The sequence below is a fragment of the Leifsonia sp. RCC_180 genome, from assembly GCF_058138205.1.
Genome location: NZ_CP200340.1, coordinates 3,582,344 through 3,601,401, shown reverse-complemented (window position 1 = coordinate 3,601,401; position 19,058 = coordinate 3,582,344). Strand labels below are relative to the sequence as shown.

Annotated in this window: 15 protein-coding genes and 1 tRNA gene; 3 read left to right on the top strand and 13 right to left on the bottom strand. The window is 69.5% G+C overall.

Annotated features, from left to right (window positions below; translation table 11 throughout):
• Positions 1-98: 98 nt before the first annotated feature.
• Positions 99-1,931 carry a phosphoenolpyruvate carboxykinase (GTP) gene (locus tag AB7E03_RS17690; RefSeq protein ID WP_489942629.1) on the bottom strand — a complete coding sequence of 611 codons (1,833 nt, stop codon included), beginning with the start codon at positions 1,929-1,931 and terminating at the stop codon, positions 99-101.
• A 115-nt stretch (positions 1,932-2,046) separates the two neighbouring features.
• Here AB7E03_RS17690 and AB7E03_RS17685 point away from each other — a divergent pair, with 115 nt between their 5' ends.
• Positions 2,047-3,501, top strand: a complete 1,455-nt coding sequence (locus tag AB7E03_RS17685; RefSeq protein WP_489942628.1) for a helix-turn-helix domain-containing protein — start codon at positions 2,047-2,049, stop codon at positions 3,499-3,501.
• Positions 3,502-3,521: 20 nt separating this feature from the next.
• Here AB7E03_RS17685 and AB7E03_RS17680 read toward each other — a convergent pair whose 3' ends face one another.
• The 10 genes from AB7E03_RS17680 to AB7E03_RS17635 all read right to left on the bottom strand — a co-directional run bounded on the left by AB7E03_RS17680 (position 3,522) and on the right by AB7E03_RS17635 (position 16,194).
• On the bottom strand, positions 3,522-4,283 hold the full coding sequence (locus tag AB7E03_RS17680; RefSeq protein WP_489942627.1) for a 3-hydroxyacyl-CoA dehydrogenase: 762 nt from the start codon (positions 4,281-4,283) through the stop codon (positions 3,522-3,524).
• A 50-nt stretch (positions 4,284-4,333) separates the two neighbouring features.
• Positions 4,334-5,524, bottom strand: coding sequence for a thiolase family protein (locus tag AB7E03_RS17675; protein ID WP_489942626.1), 1,191 nt, complete (start codon positions 5,522-5,524; stop codon positions 4,334-4,336).
• 1 nt (position 5,525) lies between these two features.
• Entirely contained in the window at positions 5,526-6,989 is a 1,464-nt protein-coding gene (locus AB7E03_RS17670) for an NAD-dependent succinate-semialdehyde dehydrogenase (protein ID WP_489942625.1), read from the bottom strand.
• The gene (locus AB7E03_RS17665; protein ID WP_441783763.1) at positions 6,989-7,492 is read right to left on the bottom strand and encodes an Lrp/AsnC family transcriptional regulator; all 504 of its coding nucleotides are present in this window, start codon (positions 7,490-7,492) and stop codon (positions 6,989-6,991) included. Before AB7E03_RS17665 ends, AB7E03_RS17670 begins: the two co-directional genes overlap by 1 nt.
• Before the next feature lie 46 nt (positions 7,493-7,538).
• The gene (locus tag AB7E03_RS17660) at positions 7,539-8,267 is read right to left on the bottom strand and encodes an alpha/beta fold hydrolase (protein WP_489942624.1); all 729 of its coding nucleotides are present in this window, start codon (positions 8,265-8,267) and stop codon (positions 7,539-7,541) included.
• A gap of 5 nt (positions 8,268-8,272) precedes the next feature.
• A complete protein-coding gene (locus AB7E03_RS17655) occupies positions 8,273-8,950 on the bottom strand; it encodes a thiamine pyrophosphate-dependent enzyme (protein WP_489942623.1) in 678 nt (225 codons plus the stop codon).
• A gap of 151 nt (positions 8,951-9,101) precedes the next feature.
• On the bottom strand, positions 9,102-11,303 hold the full coding sequence (locus AB7E03_RS17650; protein ID WP_489942622.1) for an MMPL family transporter: 2,202 nt from the start codon (positions 11,301-11,303) through the stop codon (positions 9,102-9,104).
• 92 nt (positions 11,304-11,395) lie between these two features.
• A complete protein-coding gene (locus tag AB7E03_RS17645; protein ID WP_489942621.1) occupies positions 11,396-11,971 on the bottom strand; it encodes an isochorismatase family protein in 576 nt (191 codons plus the stop codon).
• Positions 11,972-12,007: 36 nt separating this feature from the next.
• Positions 12,008-13,588 carry a D-alanyl-D-alanine carboxypeptidase/D-alanyl-D-alanine-endopeptidase gene (locus AB7E03_RS17640; protein WP_489942620.1) on the bottom strand — a complete coding sequence of 527 codons (1,581 nt, stop codon included), beginning with the start codon at positions 13,586-13,588 and terminating at the stop codon, positions 12,008-12,010.
• Between the two features lie 47 nt (positions 13,589-13,635).
• Positions 13,636-16,194: a PKD domain-containing protein gene (locus AB7E03_RS17635; RefSeq protein WP_489942619.1), complete on the bottom strand. Its 2,559-nt coding sequence runs from the start codon at positions 16,192-16,194 to the stop codon at positions 13,636-13,638.
• 243 nt (positions 16,195-16,437) lie between these two features.
• Between AB7E03_RS17635 and AB7E03_RS17630 the strand changes: the two genes are divergently transcribed.
• Together AB7E03_RS17630 and AB7E03_RS17625 are read left to right on the top strand one after the other, a co-directional pair.
• On the top strand, positions 16,438-17,043 hold the full coding sequence (locus tag AB7E03_RS17630; RefSeq protein WP_489942618.1) for an RNA polymerase sigma factor: 606 nt from the start codon (positions 16,438-16,440) through the stop codon (positions 17,041-17,043).
• Positions 17,040-18,644 carry an outer membrane protein assembly factor BamB family protein gene (locus AB7E03_RS17625; protein ID WP_489942617.1) on the top strand — a complete coding sequence of 535 codons (1,605 nt, stop codon included), beginning with the start codon at positions 17,040-17,042 and terminating at the stop codon, positions 18,642-18,644. Before AB7E03_RS17630 ends, AB7E03_RS17625 begins: the two co-directional genes overlap by 4 nt.
• 94 nt (positions 18,645-18,738) lie before the next feature.
• Here the strand turns inward: AB7E03_RS17625 and AB7E03_RS17620 are convergent, their stop codons facing one another.
• Both AB7E03_RS17620 and AB7E03_RS17615 read right to left on the bottom strand, forming a co-directional pair.
• Positions 18,739-18,828, bottom strand: coding sequence for a hypothetical protein (locus AB7E03_RS17620; RefSeq protein WP_489942616.1), 90 nt, complete (start codon positions 18,826-18,828; stop codon positions 18,739-18,741).
• A 116-nt stretch (positions 18,829-18,944) separates the two neighbouring features.
• Positions 18,945-19,020 (bottom strand) — tRNA-Thr (locus AB7E03_RS17615).
• Positions 19,021-19,058 lie beyond the last annotated feature (38 nt).

The window sequence follows — 19,058 nt, the reverse complement described above, 5'->3', positions numbered from 1 at the left end:
CCTCTTTCCCCCACTCCCAAGCCAACAGCTCCTGAGTTTTTCCGCTCGAATCGCCGGGTTCGTGCGAAAAACTCAGGAGCTGTTGGCTTGAAACAGCGTCAGGCGCGCAGGTGGTAGCGCAGGGAGGCGAGCTCGGCGCGGAGCGCGGCGGGGACGCGGGAACCGAAGCGGTCGAAGAACTCCTCGGTGAGGTCGCACTCGGCGAGCCAGCTGTCCGCATCCACCTCGAAGAGCGCCTCCACGTCCGCGGCGGGGAGATCGAGCCCCCGCAGGTCGAGCTGCTCGACGACGGGCAGGTGCCCGATCGGGGTCTTGACGCTTCCGGCCGTCCCTTCGACGCGGCGCGCGATCCACTCGATCACCCGCGCGTTCTCGCGGAAACCGGGCCAGAGGAACCGGCCGTCGTCGCCGGTGCGGAACCAGTTCACCTGGAACACGTCGGGCGCGTTCTCGCCCAGCTGCTCCCCCATCTCCAGCCAGTGCGCCCAGTGGTCGGCCATGTTGTACCCGCAGAACGGCAGCATCGCGAACGGGTCGCGCCGGAGCTCGCCGACCGTGCCCTCGGCCGCCGCCGTGCGCTCCGACGAGACGGTCGCGCCGATGAACACGCCGTGCCGCCAATCCCGCGCCTGGGCCACGAGCGGCACGTTCGTCGCACGTCGTCCGCCGAACAGGATGGCGTCGATCGGCACGCCGTCGAAGGCATCCCAGTCGTCGGCGATGGACGGGCACTGCGCGGCGCTCACGGTGAAACGGGAGTTCGGATGCGCGGCCGGGCGACCGCTTCCGGGCGTCCAGTCGTTCCCCTCCCAGTCGATCAGGTGCGCAGGTGGCTCGTCGGTCAGCCCCTCCCACCAGATGTCGCCGTCGTCGCGCAGTGCCACGTTCGTGAAGATGGTGTTGCCCCAGAGCGTGTTCACCGCCGTGCGGTTGGTGCTCTCCCCGGTGCCGGGCGCGACGCCGAAGAACCCGGCCTCCGGGTTGATGGCACGCAGGCGGCCGTCCGGACCTTGACGCAGCCACGCGATGTCGTCGCCGATCGTCTCGACGCTCCAGCCCGGGATACTCGGCTCGAGCATCGCCAGGTTGGTCTTCCCGCACGCCGACGGGAACGCCGCCGCGAAGTGGAAGATCCGGCCCTCCGGCGAGGTCACCTTGATGATCAGCATGTGCTCGGCAAGCCAGCCCTCGTCGCGGGCCATGACGGAGGCGATGCGCAGTGCGAAGCACTTCTTGGCCAGGATGGCGTTGCCGCCGTAGCCGGAACCGTAGGACCAGATCTCCCGCGTCTCCGGGAACTGGACGATGTACTTCGTCGTGTCGCACGGCCACGGCACGTCGTCGCGCTCCTGCCCGTCCGCATCCACGAGCGGGTAGCCGACGCTGTGGACCGTCGGCACCCACGGCTGCCCGGCCGCGATGAAGTCGAGCACGGTCTCGGTGACGCGGGTCATCATCCCGAGGCTGACGGCGACGTAGGCGGAGTCGGTGAGCTGGATGCCGACCTGCGACAGCGGACCGCCGACCGGTCCCATCGAGAACGGCACGACGTACATGGTGCGTCCGCGCATGCTGCCGGCGAAGACTCCGCGCAGTTCGGCGCGCATCGCATCCGGCTGTCTCCAGTTGTTGGTCGGGCCTGCGTCGACCTCGTCCTCCGAGCAGATGAAGGTGCGGTCCTCGACGCGGGCGACGTCGCCCGGGTCGGTGCGGGCGAGGAAGCTGTTGGGGCGCCACTCGGGGTTGAGCCGGATGAGTTTGCCCTCGGCGACGAGCTGCTTGGTGAGACGGTCCGCCTCCGCCAGCGACCCGTCACACCACACGATCTCGTCGGGCCGCGTCAGGGCGGCGATGCCGTCGACCCAGGCGCGCACCGCGGCCATTCCGTCGGACGGGGCGGCGTCGGTGAGGGGCAGCTCGGCGATGCTCATGGGGAGTCCTTCTGGTCGGTAAGAAGTGGCGATGCATCCAGCATCCGGGACGATCAAGCCTTCTCGACTGGAAAATCCACTGTAAGAATCGGCATTCTTTCGCTAACGTGAAGCCATGAGCACTCCAGTGGACTCGGGCGACATCGACGTCGCGACCCTCGGGCACCGCATCCGTCACTTCCGGACCCGCCGCGGGATGACGCTAGACGCTCTGGGCTCTGCCGCCGGTGTCGCCGCCAGCCAGCTGTCGCTGATCGAGAACGGCAAACGCGAGCCGCGGATCTCGCTGCTGAGCGCCCTGGCTTCAGCGCTGGGCGTGCAGCCGGCCGATCTCCTCTCCGCCGAACCGCCGGATGAGCGCGCGGCCCTCGAGATCGAACTGGCCCGGGCGCAGCGCGGCTCGCTCTACGCGTCGCTCGGCCTGCCCGCCGTGAAGCCAACGAAGGGCACGCCGACCGAGACCCTCAGCGCACTCGTCGGGCTGCATCGCGAGCTCAGCCGCCGGGCCAGTGAGGCGATCGCGACGCCGGAGGAGGCACGGCGGGCGAACACCGAGCTGCGCGAGCGGATGCGCGCGCAGGACAACTACATCCCGGACATCGAAGAACTCGCCGAGCAGCAGGTCCGGGCCTCCGGTCACGTGCGCGGAGCCCTCACCCACCGCGAGGTGAGCGTCATGGCCGAGCGGCTCGGCTTCGAGCTGATCTACGTCAACGACCTGCCCCGCTCCGCCCGGTCGATCACCGACCTCGAGAACGGTCGCATCTACCTGCCGCCCGCGTCGATCCCTGGCGGCCACGGCCTCCGCTCGATGGCGTTGCAGGCGATGGCGCACCGACTGCTCGGTCACACCCGGCCGGAGTCGTACGCCGACTTCTTGCGGCAGCGGCTGGAGATCAACTACTTCGCAGCCTGCTGCCTGATGCCCCGGGATGCCGCCGTCGCGTTCCTCCAGCAGGCGAAGAAGGACAAGGACCTCGCGGTCGAGGACTTCCGGGATGCGTTCGGCGTGACGCACGAGGCCGCCGCCCTTCGACTCACCAACCTGGCGACCAGTCACCTCGACATGACGATGCACTTCCTCCGTGTCGGCGACGACGGCGCCCTCTACAAGGGGTACGAGAACGACGGCCTCCCGCTTCCGACGGATGTGACGGGATCCATCGAGGGCCAGGTCGTCTGCCGCAAGTGGGGCGCCCGCACCGCCTTCACGCACACCAACCGGACGACCGAGCTCTACCAGTACACGGACACCCCCGTGGGGACCTACTGGTGCGCCACGCAGACGGGGACGACCGCCGAGGGCGGCTTCTCGATCAGCATCGGGGTGCCGTTCGATGAGGCCAAGTGGTTCCGCGGCCGCGAGGCGACCGACCGCGCGGAGTCGCGCTGCCCGGACGAATCGTGCTGCAAGCGGGCGCCGGCCGCGCTGTCCGGCCGCTGGGCGGGCAAGGCGTGGCCGAGTGCGCGGCTGCACGCGCACATCCTGTCGCCACTCCCCTCCGGCTCGTTCCCCGGCGTCGACGACTCGGACGTGTACGCGTTCCTGGAGGCGCACTCCGGCGCGTGATTCGTGCCGAATCTGCGGGGTTACTTGGGCTGCATGCGGATCGCACCGTCGAGGCGGATGGTCTCCCCGTTGAGCATCGGGTTCTCGACGATCGCACGCACGAGCGCCGCATACTCCGCCGGCCGGCCGAGGCGCGAGGGGTGCGGCACCTGCGCGGCCAGCGAATCCTGCGCCGGCTGCGGCAGCCCCGCCATCATGGGCGTTTCGAAGATGCCCGGCGCGATCGTCATCACCCGGATCAGGTTGCGCGCGAACTCCCGCGCCAGCGGCAGCGTCATCGCCGCGACCCCGCCCTTCGACGCCGAGTAGGCGGGCTGCCCGATCTGCCCGTCGAAGGCCGCGACGGAGGCCGTGTTGACGATCACGCCCCGCTCCTCGCCGACCGGCTCTGTCTGCGCGATCGCGGCCGCCGCCAACCGAACGACGTTGAACGTGCCGATCAGGTTGACGCGGATGACCCGCTCGAAGTGGTCCAGCGGGATGAGCCCGTCGCGCCCGATGACCTTCTCGGCCGTCGCGATGCCCGCGCAGTTGACGACGACCCGCAACGGGGCCAAGCCGGATGCCGTGTCCACCGCCTCCTGCACCTGCTCCTCGTCGGTCACGTCGGCCGCGACGAAGCGCGCGGTCGGTCCGAGGGCGATCGCCGCCTTCTCGCCTTCGGAGCTCGGAAGGTCGAGGATCACGACGTGCGCACCGGCATCCGTGAGGGCGCGCGCGGTGGCGTTGCCGAGCCCGCTGGCTCCGCCGGTGACGAGGGCTGAGCATCCGTCGAGCTGCATGGTTCTCCTTCTCTCTGGGTTGGTCGGTGTGCGTGGCGTTCGCTGCGCCGTCAGCGCAGCACTTCGATGAGGGTCGCGTTTGCGGTGCCGCCGCCTTCGCACATCGTCTGCAGACCGTAGCGGCCTCCTCGCGCCTCGACCTCGTTGAGGAGCGTCGCGAGCAGCCGCGTGCCTGACGATCCGAGCGCGTGCCCGAGGGCGATCGCCCCGCCGCGCGGGTTGAGCCGGGACGGATCCGCGCCGAACTCCTTCCGCCAGAGCAACGGGATGGGTGCGAACGCTTCGTTGACCTCGTACGCGTCGATCTCGTCGAGCCGCACGCCGCTGCGGTCGAGGAGCTTGCGGGTCGCCGGCAGGATGCCGGTGAGCATGAGCAGCGGATCGTCCCCGGCGACGGCGAACGAGTGGAAGCGGGCGCGCGGGCGCAGCCCCAGCCGTTTGGCCGCGTCGGCGCTCATGATCAGGGCGGCCGATGCACCGTCCGTCAGCGGAGACGAGTTGCCCGCGGTGATCCGCCACTCGAGCTGCGGGAAGCGCTCGGCCAGCCGGTCCGTGCGGAACACCGGCCGCAACTGCGAGAGCGCCTCGGCGGTCGTCCCCGGGCGGATGGTCTCGTCCGCCACGACACTGCCCGAGTCGGGTGTCGGCACGCCGACCAGCTCCCCGTCGTACGCGCCGTTCGCCGCCGACCACGCGGCGCGGCCGTGCGACTCGGCGGCGTAGTCGTCCAGCTGGGCGCGGCTGAAGCCCCAGCGGTCGGCGATGAGCTCCGCCGAGACGCCCTGGTTGACCAGACCCTCCGGGTAGCGCGACTTCAGCAGCTCACCGCCGACGGAGGCGCCCTGGAGACTCGAGCCCATCGGCACGCGGCTCATCGACTCGACTCCGCAGGCGATTACGACGTCGTAGGCGCCGGCGATGACGCCCTGCGCGGCGAAGGCGGCCGCCTGCTGGCTGGACCCGCACTGCCGGTCGACCGTCACGGCGGGAACGCTCTCCGGGAAACCCGCGCTCAGCACCGCCGTTCGCGTGATGTTGCCGGCCTGCTCGCCCGACTGGGTGACGCATCCACCGATCACATCGTCGATGATCGCCGGATCGATCCCCGTGCGTCCCACAAGCTCCAGAAGGACCCCGGCGAGCAGGTCGGCCGGGTGGATGTCGGACAGCTCGCCGTCCGGCTTGCCGCGCCCCGACGGAGTGCGGACGACGTCGACGATGACCGCTTCGGCGCGCGTCATGTCACACCCCGAACGGGTTCGGCGTCAGGGTGTACTTGGTGTTCAGGTACTCGTGGATGCCCTCCGGGCCGCCCTCGCGCCCGAGCCCCGACTGCTTCACCCCGCCGAACGGCGCCGCCGCGTTTGACACGACCCCGACGTTCAGCCCCATCATCCCCGTCTCCAGCCGTTCGATCATGCGCTGGCCCCGGGCGAGGTCCTGGGTGAAGACGTAGGAGACCAGCCCGTACTCGGTGTCGTTCGCCAGGCGCACCGCCTCGTCTTCGTCCGAGAACCGGATGATGGAGAGCACCGGCCCGAAGATCTCCTCGCGCAGGATCTCGCTGCCGGCGCGAACGTCGGTGACGACGGTGGGCTCGAAGAACGTTCCCGTTCCCTTGACGCGGGAGCCGCCGGTGAGCACCGAGGCGCCGCGGCTGACCGCATCCTGCAGCAGCGAGGCCGCCTTCTCGATCGCGCCCTCGTTGATGAGCGGTCCGATGGTGACCCCGTCCTCCGTCCCGCGGCCCACCCGGAGACCGTTCACCCGTTCGGTGACGCGGCGGGCGAACTCGTCGGCCACGGCCTCGTGCACGATGAACCGGTTCGCGGCCGTGCAGGCCTCGCCGATGTTCCGGAACTTGGCGAGCATCGCGCCGTCGACCGCCTTGTCGAGATCGGCGTCGTCGAACACGACGAAGGGCGCGTTGCCGCCCAGCTCCATGGAGGTGCGCAGCACGTTCTCTGACGACTGCTGCAGCAGCTTCTTGCCGACCGCGGTCGACCCGGTGAACGACAGCTTGCGCAGGCGCGGGTCGGCGATGATCGGCGCGGACACCTTCCCAGACGTCGTCGTGGTGACGACATTGAGCACGCCCGCCGGGAGGCCCGCATCGGCGAGCAGTTGCGCGAAGTACAGCGTGGTCAGCGGCGTCAGCTCGGCCGGCTTGATGACGACCGTGCAGCCCGCGGCGAGCGCCGGCGCGATCTTCCGGGTCGCCATCGCCAGCGGGAAGTTCCAGGGTGTGATGAAGAAGCACGGGCCGACGGGATGCTGCGACACGATCATCCGCCCGGTGCCCTCCGGGTTGCTCCCGTAACGGCCGGAGATCCGCACCGCCTCCTCCGAGAACCAGCGCAGGAACTCGCCGCCGTAGGTGACCTCGCCGTTCGCCTCGGCGAGCGGCTTGCCCATCTCCAGCGTCATCAGGAGCGCGAACTCGTCCCGGCGCTCCTGCAGCAGGTCGAACGCGCGGCGGAGGATCTCCCCCCGCACGCGGGCGGGCGTCGCGGCCCAGTCGTCCCCGGCGGCGACGGCGGCATCGAGGGCGCGGATGCCATCCTCCGGGGAGGCGTCGGCGATCTCCTTGATGCGATCACCGGTCGCGGGATCGAACACCGGGAACGTCCCGGCCGAACCGGGCGTCCACTCGCCTCCGATGTACAGTCCGTCGGGCACACGCTCCAGCAGAGCCTTCTCGTCCATCAGCCGCGTTCCTCCTCATTCATCTCTTCGTCATCGTCCGGCGTCACCGCCGCCTGAACCAGGGGCACCGCACGTAAGTCGATCTTCGTCGCGAGCGCGATCACCGTCGACGTCCGCATGATCCCGGGGTCGCTGACGATGCGGTCGATGACCCGCTGCAGGTCGGCGTTCGACCGCGCCACAGCGCGGATCATCAGGTCGCCGGCGCCGGTGATCGTGTGCACTTCGAGCACCTCGGGGATGGCCTGCAGATGCTCGACCACGCTCACATCCCAGTCGCCCTGGGATATCTCGGCGGTCACGAAGGCCGTCACCGGGTACCCCAGGCGGACGGTGTCGACGGTCGGCGCGAAGTCACGCACCACACCCGACCGCTGCAACCGGTCGAGCCGAGCCTGCACCGTCCCGCGTGCCACGCCCAGCCGCCGGGAAGCCTCGAACACGCCCAGCCGCGGCTCCGCGGTCAGCAGCGCGATCAGATCGGCGTCGAGCTTGTCGACCATGCGGCCTCCTTCGGTCCTCGCACATCGTACGTCGCACGGTACCCGCCTACGGCACGCTGACCGAAGCTCCCAGGAACGGCAGGGCAGCCTGCTTGAAGCCACGGGCGATGAGGGTCGTGACATGGTTGCGCCGGGGCAGCACGACGAGTTCGGCGCCGAGGAGGCGGGCCGCCTCGTCCGCACCGTCGGCGACCGGATCGGCATCCCCGACGACGAGCATCGTGGGGACGGAGCTCGACAGCGGTAGGGGATGCGCGGCCATGCCTGCGGCGCAGGCGGCAAGGGCCTCGCGATCGACGCCCGGCGCCTGGCGCAGGGAGGCGAGCAGCGGCGCAAGCGGGCTGCTCGCATCGAGTGCGGACGGATCGTCGCGGAGGGCCGCCTGCACGGCGGAGACGCCCCAATGCCCGAACTGCTCGACCGTCCCCACTCCCCCGACGACAAGCCTGCGCACCCGGGAGGGCGCCAGGCCGACGAGAGCGAGCGACACCCAGCTGCCCATGGAGTAGCCCATCACATCCACTCGCTCGACGTCCTGTTCGTCGAGCACGCCGAGCAGATCCTGGGCGAGGAGTTCGGGCGAGTAGGAGTCGGCGTCATGCGGGGCGTCGCTTGCCCCGTGTCCGCGGAGGTCGGGGACGATCGCGCCGCGGCCGGCCTCGGCGAGCGCACCGACCCATCCCGTGGCCTCCCAGGTCATGGCACCGTTCGACGCGAAACCGTGCACCAGCAGCACGGGGTCGGCGCCGGGATGCCGTTCGACGTGGATGTGCATGCCGGTCAGTCCGTGAGGCTCGAGCGGTCGCGGCGGGGTTCCGCCCACACGCGGCGCTGCCCGTGCAGCAGGGGAATCGGATCGGAGAAGGGGAAGTCGAACAGCGCTTCGGCCGCTCGTCCGCCGAGCACCGCGGCGTCCTCGCGCACCCGGTCGGCGAGGTCGCCCGCGGCGTCCGCGACCTCGGCGAAGAAGTCGTCGTCGACGCTCCCGCTCTGCCGCAACTGCTCCTCCGCGAGGGCGAGCGGGTCGCGCGCGAGCCCGGTGATCGCCTCGATGACGGTCGGGCCGCCGCCCCGCCGGGCGCGCTCGATCGCCTCGGTCGTGGCGTCGTAGACCGCGAGGACGTCGTTTCCATCGACGCGAACGTCGGGCATGGCCCTGCCGTTGCTTTGGCAGAAGAAGATGATCGGCAGCTGCGAACCGACGGCGGTGTCGATGGCCTCGCGCAGGTCGCCCTGCGAGCCGGCGCCTTCGTCGACGTACGCGATCGCGACGCCGCCTGTGCGATCGAGCTTCGCTCCGAGCGCCCATCCGACCGCGTGCGTGACCGCGCCGTCCACCTCTCGGTTCGTCGCGAACACGACGTCGCGGCTCGGGTCGAGGGCCGCGGCGCTGCCGACCTGGTTCGCATCAAGCCCGCGCACGATCTCCTCGAGATCGAGCCGCCGGAGAATCGCCATGGTCCGGTACAGACGCCGAAGTAACACGCCACGATCAGACCACGGCGCAGTGGCACGCTCGGTGGCGGTCACGGCCAAGGTCATGGCGCCACTTTCGCGCACAGCCCGCAAGTGAGCAAGTCGCATAGCGACTACTGATCATTTTGATCGCTCAGGAAGACAATTCGGCTCTTTCACTGTGCGTTTTGTCACGTCCGAGCGTGGAGGGCCACCAGATGCTCCGGCCGATGTCGTACGACGCCGCCGGCACCAGCAGCGACCGCACGACAACGGTGTCGAGCAGCACCCCGAACGCCACGATGAACGCGATCTGGACCAGGAACAGGATGGGGATCACGGCGAGCGCCGCAAAGGTCGCCGCCAGGACGACACCCGCTGACGTGATCACGCTGCCGGTGAGACCGAGACCGCGCAGGATGCCGGGCCGCGTCCCGATGCGCAGAGACTCCTCCCGCACGCGCGTCATCAGGAAGATGTTGTAGTCCACGCCGAGTGCGACCAGGAAGACGAACCCGAACAACGGCACCGCCGCATCCGCGCCGGGGAAGCCGAACACGTTGTTGAACACCAGCGCCGAGACGCCCAGCGCCGCCGCGTACGAGAGCACCACGCTGCCGATCAGCAGCACCGGTGCAACGATCGAGCGCAGCAGCAGCATGAGGATGACCAGGATCACCGCCAGCACGATCGGAATGATCTTCATCAGGTCGCTCTGCGCGGTCTCGTTGGTGTCCAGTGCGATGGCCGTCACACCGCCGACGAGCACGGAGCCGTCGTCGGACAGTGACCCACGCAGGTCCTTGACGACCGCCTCGGCCTGCGTCGAGTCCGGCTCTGAGGCGAGCGTCGCCTGGATGAGCACGTGCCCGTCCTTCACAACCGGGTCCGCGGGGACGCCTGCCTGCGGACGTCCCCCACCCGTGTAGAAGGCGGCCGACGCCACACCATCGGTCTTCTCCGTCGCGGCGAGCACCGCGTCTCCTTCGGACTCCGGTGCGACGATCAGCACCGGCGAACCGGAGCCGGCGTCGAAGTGCTTCGCCACGACCGCCTGCCCCTCGACGGCATCGGACTGCGACAGAATGACGTCGGTCTGCTGCACGCCGTTCGCCTTGAGCTGGGTGAGGCCCAGAGCGCACGCCGCGAGCAGCACCAACGACACGATCCAGGTGACGCGCGGACGGCGCGCGATCAGTCCGCCGACCCGTCGCCAGAGCCCACTGACGCCCTCGAGCCCGGTGAGCGTGGCAGCTTCGGCGTGCTTGTGCTGGTGGCCGCCGACGACCGGCCGGAACGGCCAGAACGACGCCCGCCCGAAGATCGCCAGGAGCGCGGGCAGGAACGTGAGCGCCGAGAACAACGAGAAGACGATCCCGATTGCCGCGATGGGGCCGAGGCTCTTGTTCGAGTTGAGGTCGGAGAACAGCAGGCAGAGGAGCGCAAGGATGACGGTCGCTCCGGAGGCGAGGATCGGTGCGAATGACGCCCTCCACGCCCGGAGGATGGCGACCCAGCGCGACGGGTCCGTCTCGAGCGCTTCGCGGTACCGGGCGACCAGCAGCAGCGAGTAGTCGGTCGCCGCGCCGATGACGAGGATCGACAGAATGCCCTGGCTCTGGCCGGACAGCTTGATCCAGCCCCACAGGGCGAACAGGTAGACGAAGAGGATGGCCGCGCACAGAGCGAAGATCGACGTGAGAAGCACCAGGAACGGGAGGAGCAGCGCGCGATAGACCAGAAGCAGGATGACGAACACAGCCGCCACTGCGACGAGCAGCAGGATGCCGTCGATCCCCCCGAACGCATTGACCAGGTCGGCCGTCAGGCCGGCCGGACCGGTGACCCACGCTTGGGCGCCCGCGGGCACGCCCTCGTCGGCGACCGTCCGGAGGTCCGCGATGACGGTCTTGACCTCATCGGAGTCGGCGACGGGAACGATGTACTGGACCGCGCGGCCGTCCTCCGACGGGATGGGTCCGGCGACGCTGGAGGTCTCGCCCTCGGGAGCCGCCTGCACCCCTGGTACCTCGCCGAGCTTCGTGCCTAGGTCGGCGTAGGTGGTGCCGAGCGCGCTCTTCGGGATGCTGTCCTCGGCTTCCACGACGACGATGGCGGGGATGGAGCCGGAGTCGGTGAAACGCTTCTGCCAGTCCTGCACTTCGGTCGACTCGGCGCTGGCCGGGAGGAACGCGGCCTGGTCGTTGCTCGAGACACCCGAGAGCTTGCCGAAGGTGGGGCCGCCGATGCCGGCGACCGCGAGCCAGATCAGTACGAGGACCGTGGGAACGACGATGCGCAGCCAACGCGCGGGCTGCCGCACGTCTTTTGGCCGGTCTCCGGCATCCTTCGACACTTCGCCTCCTGATTACTAGATGAGCTAGCAATCAGACTAACGCGGATGCGCGATGGCGTCCACGCGTTGGGCCACGACCTCGGCCGGGTACCTCACGCGACGAGTTCAGCGCCCGCCTCGGCGAGCTCGGCCAGCGCCGCCTCCGACGACTCGGGGGCGACGCCCGCCACCAGCGAGGTCAGGACGCGGACGCGCTGGCCGTGCGCAAGCGCATCCAGAGCCGACGCGCGGACGCAGTAGTCGGTGGCGATCCCGGCGACATCGATCGTGTGGATGCCGTGCTCCTCCAGGATCTCGTGCACCGTCGTGCCCGACTGCGTGCGCCCCTCGAACAGCGAGTACGCCGGCTCGCCCTGGCCTTTGTGGACGTGATAACCGACCGGGGCGGTGTCGAGCGCGGGGTGGTAGTCCGCGCCAGGGGTGCCCGCGACGCAGTGCACCGGCCAGGTCTCCACGAAGTCCGGCTCGGCCTGGGTGGCGAAGTGGCCTCCGTTGTCGTTGTCCGCGTCGTGCCAGTCGCGGCTCGCGACGATGACCGCATAGTCATCGGCGTGCTTCCGGAGGTAGCCCGTGAGGCCCTGGGCGACCGCGGCACCACCCTCTACTCCTAGCGCGCCTCCCTCGGTGAAGTCGTTCTGCACGTCGACGATGAAAAGCGCCTTGCCCATGCCATCCTCCCGGGGGTCGTGGTCCGCTGCGGCCGATCAGCCGTTGGAGAGGTTGTCTCCGCACTTGTAGAAGCCGGCCACCAGGCTGTCGATCGCCTGCTTCGCGTTGTCGCCGACATCCCCCAGTGCGAACACGGCGAAGGTCAGCGGTGTTCCGTCGGCCGCGTTCACGATGCCGGACAGGGTGTAACCGTGGTCGATCCAGCCGGTCTTGGCGAAGACCGCGCCGCGCGCGACGGAGCTGGAACCGGTGAACCGGTTGTAGCCCGGGCCGAGCGTGCCCGACTTACCGGCGACCGGGAGACCGTCGTAGACCACTCCGAGCCCGTTCTGCCGGTTGAGCACCTTGATGAAAAGCTGCGTGAGGTAGGACGGCGGAACGGCGTTGTCGCCGCTCAGCCCGGAACCGTCGGCGATGTGGATGCCGGCGGTGTCGATCCCGTAGCCCTTGAGTCCCGCGAGCACACCCGCATTGAGCGCGTCGAACGTGTTGCCCGACCCGTTCTTGATCGCCACCAGGCGAGCCAGCTCCTCCATGATCGTGTTGTCGGAGACGCGCATGGCCTGGTCGATCAGAGTCGTTACCGGCTGCGACTGCACGGCTCCCAGCTGCCGGGCGCCCGCGGGCGCGACGCCCTGGCTGACACCGACGTTCGTGCCGAGGTACTGCTGGAAGTACTGCACCGCGCGGCCGACCGGATCGGTGCTGCGGGGCGACTCCACTGCGGTCGGGTCGTCGCGGTCGCCGTCGACCATGAGTGCGGTCATGTACGGGGTGGAACCCTCCACCACCCGCTCTTCGTGCTCATCCCAGCTGGGCTGCCAGAACGGCGCACCGAAGAGGGAGGCATCGACGACGATCGACGTGATCGGCTGCCCGCCCATGGCCTGCTTCACCTGGTTGGCGAGGTCCTGGATCTTCGGGGCGCCGGTGTAGAACGACGCCTGGCCGTCGGGCAGACGCGACAGGGTGACATCCCCGCCTCCGACGATCACCACCTGGCCGGGAGTGCTGCCGGCGACGACGGTGGTCGCTACGCGGTAGTCCGGTCCGAGGGTCGCGAGGGCGGCGGCGGAGGTCAGGGTCTTCAGCACGGATGCCGTCGGGCCGGGCTTCCCGCCGTTGCGGTCGAAGAGGGTCGCGCCGGTCTTGGCGTTGACGACCTGCGCCTCCAGGCTTCCGAGCCTGCCGTCGGCGGCGAGGCCTCCGACCGAGCAGGTGCGGATGCGCGTGGCCGCCGGCTGGTTGGCGGGCACCGGCCGGGCCGGGTCCACCGTCGGAGTGGGCGTCGGTGTTGGCTTTGCGCTCTTGGTGGGCGTGGCGGTAGACGACGGGATGCCCGCCGCAGAGGCGGGCGAGCCGACGGTCGCTCCGAGCGCGACGCTGCCCGACGCGAGCAGCAGGAAGACCGCGGCGGCGGCCGCCGCCAGCCAGGCCTTGGGGTGCGTGCGGATCGTCGCGAGGATCCCCGCAGAGATGCCCGCCGCCGACTGCTTCGCCGAGCTGCTCTCGGCCGCCCGACGTGCCGCCCTCGTGGACGCGGTGTCAGGAGAGGCGGTGTCAGGAGACGCAGCGTCGCTGGGCAGGCCGGTGTCCGGCTCGTCCGAATCGTGCATCCGGGTATGTTACCTGGCGTTTCTGAATGACTCTACGTCGCCAGGGCTCAGGGGACGGCGACGACCAGATAGTTGTCGAACCGCACGGTCACCGGGGTGTTCGTGGCGGAAGCCGACAGGTAGGCACGCAATCCGACGCTCCCGGTCGACTGAAGCCCGGCCGTCGAGTCCGTCGCGGTCGCCTGCCACGCGGCCGGTTCGGCGCCGGTCGCCGGCCACAGCTTCGCTTGGATCGTCGTCGGGGAGGTGCCCACGACCTGGACGCGGAGGTTCAACTGCTGCCCCGCGGTGTAGGTCAGCCCGCCGACCGGGACGGCCTGCAGCGTGTTCCCGTTGACGAGCAACTGCACCTGGACTGCGCCGCTGGCGCTCAGCCACGCACGTCCCTCATACGCCGCGGAGCCGACCTGGCGGCCGATGGCCGAGACGAAGACCCCACCGCCCGACGGCGCCACGTCGGTCGTGAAGGTGACCGTCGAGTCCGTCCGGCTGTTGGAGACACCGCCAAGGGTCTCGGTCCGGGTCGTGCCGGCCGGATCGTTCATCCGTCCGGTGCCCGAGGCGACGGAGTAGAAGGATGCCGCGCCGGCGCCCGTCCAGGCGCCGCCCGTGTCTGCCGATCCCCATCCGCTGGCCACGCTGCGTTCGAACGCGTCCTTGGCGAGCGTGTTGCCACTCGTGGGGGCGACCGTGACCTGCCTGGTCGTCGTCGCGGTTCCGCCGACGTTGTCGGTGACCTTCAGCGTGATCGTGTACGTGCCAGCTGCAGCGTACGTGTGGCCCGCCGAGACACCCGACGCGGTCCCGCCGTCATCGAAGGTCCAGGCGTACGAGGCGATCGTGCCATCCGGGTCGCTCGACGCGCTGGCGTCCACGGCCACCGCCAGGCCGTTGACCCCCGCGGTGAAGGATGCGGTCGGCGGCTGGTTAGCACCGCCCCCGGCGATCACGACCCGGTTGCCCACGCGCGAGATCCGGTTGCCGTCCGGGTCGGTCACCGTGAGCGTGTACGTGTGGGCGCTGCCGCCGGCGAGGCCCGTGTCGGTGAAGTTCATCGCCGGGCGGTTGTAGAAGACCGAGGAGCGCGTCACCTGGAACACCGGGTGCGCCGTGTCTCCGTCGCGGGCCAGCGCGTATGTCAGCGAGACGTTGTCCTGGTCGTACGTGGCCGTCCAGCTCACGTTCGCCTGCCCCACGACGCTGGAGGTGGCGTTGGGGGTGAGCGCCGTGTTGTTGTTGGGTCCGGTCGTGCTGCGCACGACCGAGTCGTTCGCGAAGCGGGTGAGTCCGTACTGAGCAGTGCCGTTGACCGCGGGGAACTCGCCGCCGACGACCAGGTACCGGCTGTCGCCGGCGAGACTCCACGCCGCCTGTCCCTGGCCGGTGTACGACCCGGTCACGTAGTCCGGGAACCAGTTGAGCTGCGTGGGCGAGGGCTGGCCGCGGAAGTTCGCGTAGTTCGGGTTGCCGTCGTTGGTCAGCGTCCCGGTGCGAGCCTTCGAGAAGGCGATGGTGTGGTGGAACGTGCGCGGGTTCGTCTCGGGGTAGCCGCCGACGTTGCGGCAGTCGTGAGGGTGGCCGGCCGCGTAGAGCGCGTCGCCGAGAGGCACTACAGAGTACGTGTCGCCGTGACAGTCCTCCATCCAGATGAGGGAGCCGGTCACGCCGTCGGCCGCGAAGCTGCCCTCGAAGTTACCGCCGGAGCCGAAGACGTAGCCCGAGCCGTACACGCGGTCGGAGGTCGCGACCAGGGCGGTGATGCCGGCCTGGGTGCCGGCGTCACGGATGACGCTGTTCGCCGGGAAGGCCAGATTCGTTCCGGTGGACCCGGTCAGCATCGCGAGGCCGTAGTGAGCGGTGCCGCTCATGTTCTTGAACCGGCCGCCCGCGTACACGCGGTTCCCGTCCGGGCTGACGGCCAGCGCATCCACGACGTAGTCGGCGGACGCGGTCCACGACGTCATCAGCGAGCCGTTGGATGCGTCGATCTTGGCGATGTACCCGCGGCCGGTGCCGTTGACGCTCGAGAAGGTACCGCCCGCGTACACGGCCGTGTTGGTGGCCGCGAGCGCTCGCACCTGACTCTCCATGACCGGCCGGAAGGAGGCGATCGGCTGACCGGTGGCCGTACTGATGGCGACGATCCGGTAGTAGCTGGCTCCGCCGGCCGACGTGAAGTCGCCGCCGAGGTACACCCGCGAGCCGTCCGGGGAGGCCGCGATGGCGAGGGCCTGACCATTCAGTGGGACGTTGATGCTCGTGATGAGCGCGCCGGTGGTGATGTTATAGGCGAGGAAGTTGCTGCGCGGGGTCGTGTTCGACCCAGCCGGCGACCCCGCCGGACGAGCCGTGCCGAACTTGCCGGCGACGTACACCGTGTTGCCGACGACCACCTGCGCCCAGGCCACCCCGTCGATCTGCACGGTCGGCAGCGCCGTCGCGCCGACCGTCGGAGGAGTCGCGGGGTTCGTCGGATCCGGTGGCATCGTGTCTGCGGATGCGGGCCCGGCCAGACTGAGCCCACCTCCGACGAGAAGCAGTGCGCTCAGCACCGCGGTGAGCAACCCGAGCGCGCGCGCCCGGCGGGTTCCCGTCGTTGAATTCATGACAGCCTCGATAGACCTGATTAATTCTCATTTTCCCGCGTGTGCTCAGGCTACTCTCCGAACGGGATGCGCGCACGGTAGAAGCGCGGGTTCAGGTATTGCGAGGACACCAGGCATCCCGAACTCGTAAGCGGTGGGGGCTCCGATTCGAGCATCGGGGTAGGCTACCCGGGCTTCTGAATGCTGCAATTTTCCCGGTGCCCGAAAATGGAACCATCCGGGCCGGTCCGGACAGTAGAGGGTATGAGCAGGGATGATTTCGACGAGGCCGCGGCCTGGTCGGCGGCACGCGGTGGGAACGGTCCCGCGTTCGCGTCGCTGTTCGACCGCCACCGCGACCGCGTCTTCGGCCACGCGCTGCGGCTGGTGCGAGAACGGCACGACGCCGAGGATGTAACCGCTGTCGTCTTCCTCGAAGCGTGGCGCAAGCGCGAGTCCGTGCGCCTGGTCGACGGGTCGATCATCGGCTGGCTGCTGGTGACGACGAACTACGCCGCCCGCAACTACACCCGCGGCCAGCGCCGGTACCGCACCGCGCTCGCCAAGATCCCGGCCCCGGCCCCGCAGGAGGACCATGCTCCCGCGGTGGACGAGTCGCTCGACGGCGCCGGCCGCGATCGCGCGGTGCGGGACGCGTTCGCGAATCTCAGCAAGCGCGACCAGGACGTCATAACGCTCTGCGTGCTCGAGGAGCTCACCACCGCACAGGCGGCCGACGCCCTCGGAGTGCCGGAAGGCACCGTCAAGTCGCGCCTCTCCCGTGCCCGCAAGCGGCTCACCGAGCTGGCCTCGCCGCTCGCCACCGCAACCGATACCGACTCCACGATCCTCGAAGGAGGTGCACGATGAGCACCACGGACTTCACTCCCGAGCGCAGCGCCGCCATCCGGCAACTGCTGATCGACACCGTCGCCGATGAGCCGCGCCGCCGCAAGCATTTCCAGATCCTGCTCACCAGCCTGCTCTCCGGCGTCGCGATCGTGCTCGCCGGTGGAACGGCCGCGCTCGCCCTCACCGGCATCATCCACCTCGGCGGCGACACTCCGCCCGCTCCCGTCCCGACGCCCACCCGGACCGTCACGCCGACTCCGACGCCGACTCCGACGCCGGCTCCGACGCCGACGGCCCCGCCGCTCGTCGATTCGGGCGTCATCGAGCCCCATGACGTCAACAACCTGCGGGCGACGACCCGCTGGTCACTCGACTTGCCCGGCGTCACGGACTGCACCGGAATCAGCACCTTCACCCTGAGCGACGCGCGCGCGGTGCTGGTCTCGGGCATGCGGCCGAAGGAGTACGAGGGCGGCGGCGACTGCGGCAGCCAGAAGGACGAGGACTACGGCGTCACCCTGGTCGACACCTCGAACGGCACCGTGCTGTGGCAGCGCGAGTGGCGCTTCACCATGGAGACACTCGACTACCGGGCCGGCTTCACCGTCCTCGGCACCTCCGGCCGGGCCGCGTTCGTCAGCCCGTATCCCACGGCGGGGCCGCACGACGTGCTCGATCTCGCGACAGGAGCGACCGTCGCGTCGTTCCACCCCGGTGGCGACAACTTCGATCCCAGCCGGGACATGCAGGCGGTGCCTGGCGACTCCGGCGACGTGCTCGTTCTGACCCACAAGCTGGAGGCCGACGGCCGGGAGATCGAGGACACGGTCACGCGGGTTCGCCCGACCGCGCCGGCCGAACCGGTGTGGTCGACCTCACTCGGGAAGGTCGAATCGTGGCTGGACGAACCGGTGCCCGGCTCGTCCGTGGTAACCACCCAGGGCTGGAACCTGGCGAACGGCACGTACCAGGCCTCCTTCATCGACCTGGAGACGGGTGAGCCGACCACCGTCTCGGGCCAGCAGGTCAGCACGATGAGTCAAATTCTGGTGGGACAGCCGTATGGGTCTCAAGGGACGTCCTTCGATCTCACGGGGTTCGGACTGGACGGTCGTCCGGTGTGGACGAAGAGTCTGGCGCCCGGTGGCTCCTTCTTCACTGCCTCCGCCCCCGGCGACCAGGTGCTGGGCTCACCCGATACCGGCCAGTTCTTCGTCGCGGACGGGGCCACCATCACCCTGTTCGACCAACAGACGGGCGATCAGCTGTGGAGCGTGCCGACACCGACGACCTGCATCACGAACGGCTACGGTCCGGAGCGGGCGATGCTGGACGCCGCCAACGACGCCTTCGTGCTCTGGTCCGGAACCGATCACTGCGAGCTGAGTCGAGCCACAGGCGCCGCGGTCGGGAACTTCCCCTCGGCGTCCACGGGCATCGAACTGTTCGGACTGACCAACGTGTACGCGTACGCCGGTTATTCGGAGCCAGGCGCCGCCTACGACCTGGCGACGGGCACGAAGCTCTGGTCGATCGAGCGAACGGGCTGGCCGAGTTGGAAGTTCATGGGCGGATACCTCGTCAGCGTCAGCGGCAACCACGTCGACTCGATCGGCTGACACAGACCAGGGGGAGAGAAAAAGGGGGAACAACGGGGGACGGCGAACGGCCCGCGGATCGGGGGACCCGCGGGCCGTTCGTCATTTCCTCTTCTTATGTAGTGCGCCCGGCTTGTGCACCCGCCTTTTTGCCGCTCTTGCCGCTCTTCACGAGGTACTGCGGGTTGTCCTTCGACGCCTTCACGCTGCGGCCGGCCGACTCGGTGTCCCGGTGATCTTCTTCTCGACCTCGCCCGACATATCCACCCCGTGGGAGGACCACTCGACCAGGTCGGGGCGCGGGGAGCGAAAGTGATGATATGGAGCCGCCCAAGGGAATCGAACCCTTGACCTTCTCATTACGAGTGAGATGCTCTGCCGACTGAGCTAGGGCGGCGTGGGCAGGGCTTCCGCCCGGCGCACAGTCAGATAGCT

Bases quoted from the DNA above. Each gene is read 5' to 3' on its own strand.
- AB7E03_RS17690 (WP_489942629.1), bottom strand. From the start codon at position 1,931: ATGAGCATCGCCGAGCTGCCCCTCACCGACGCCGCCCCGTCCGACGGA.
- AB7E03_RS17685 (WP_489942628.1), top strand. From the start codon at position 2,047: ATGAGCACTCCAGTGGACTCGGGCGACATCGACGTCGCGACCCTCGGG.
- AB7E03_RS17680 (WP_489942627.1), bottom strand. From the start codon at position 4,283: ATGCAGCTCGACGGATGCTCAGCCCTCGTCACCGGCGGAGCCAGCGGG.
- AB7E03_RS17675 (WP_489942626.1), bottom strand. From the start codon at position 5,524: ATGACGCGCGCCGAAGCGGTCATCGTCGACGTCGTCCGCACTCCGTCG.
- AB7E03_RS17670 (WP_489942625.1), bottom strand. From the start codon at position 6,989: ATGGACGAGAAGGCTCTGCTGGAGCGTGTGCCCGACGGACTGTACATC.
- AB7E03_RS17665 (WP_441783763.1), bottom strand. From the start codon at position 7,492: ATGGTCGACAAGCTCGACGCCGATCTGATCGCGCTGCTGACCGCGGAG.
- AB7E03_RS17660 (WP_489942624.1), bottom strand. From the start codon at position 8,267: ATGCACATCCACGTCGAACGGCATCCCGGCGCCGACCCCGTGCTGCTG.
- AB7E03_RS17655 (WP_489942623.1), bottom strand. From the start codon at position 8,950: ATGGCGATTCTCCGGCGGCTCGATCTCGAGGAGATCGTGCGCGGGCTT.
- AB7E03_RS17645 (WP_489942621.1), bottom strand. From the start codon at position 11,971: ATGGGCAAGGCGCTTTTCATCGTCGACGTGCAGAACGACTTCACCGAG.
- AB7E03_RS17640 (WP_489942620.1), bottom strand. From the start codon at position 13,588: ATGCACGATTCGGACGAGCCGGACACCGGCCTGCCCAGCGACGCTGCG.
- AB7E03_RS17635 (WP_489942619.1), bottom strand. From the start codon at position 16,194: ATGAATTCAACGACGGGAACCCGCCGGGCGCGCGCGCTCGGGTTGCTC.
- AB7E03_RS17630 (WP_489942618.1), top strand. From the start codon at position 16,438: ATGAGCAGGGATGATTTCGACGAGGCCGCGGCCTGGTCGGCGGCACGC.
- AB7E03_RS17625 (WP_489942617.1), top strand. From the start codon at position 17,040: ATGAGCACCACGGACTTCACTCCCGAGCGCAGCGCCGCCATCCGGCAA.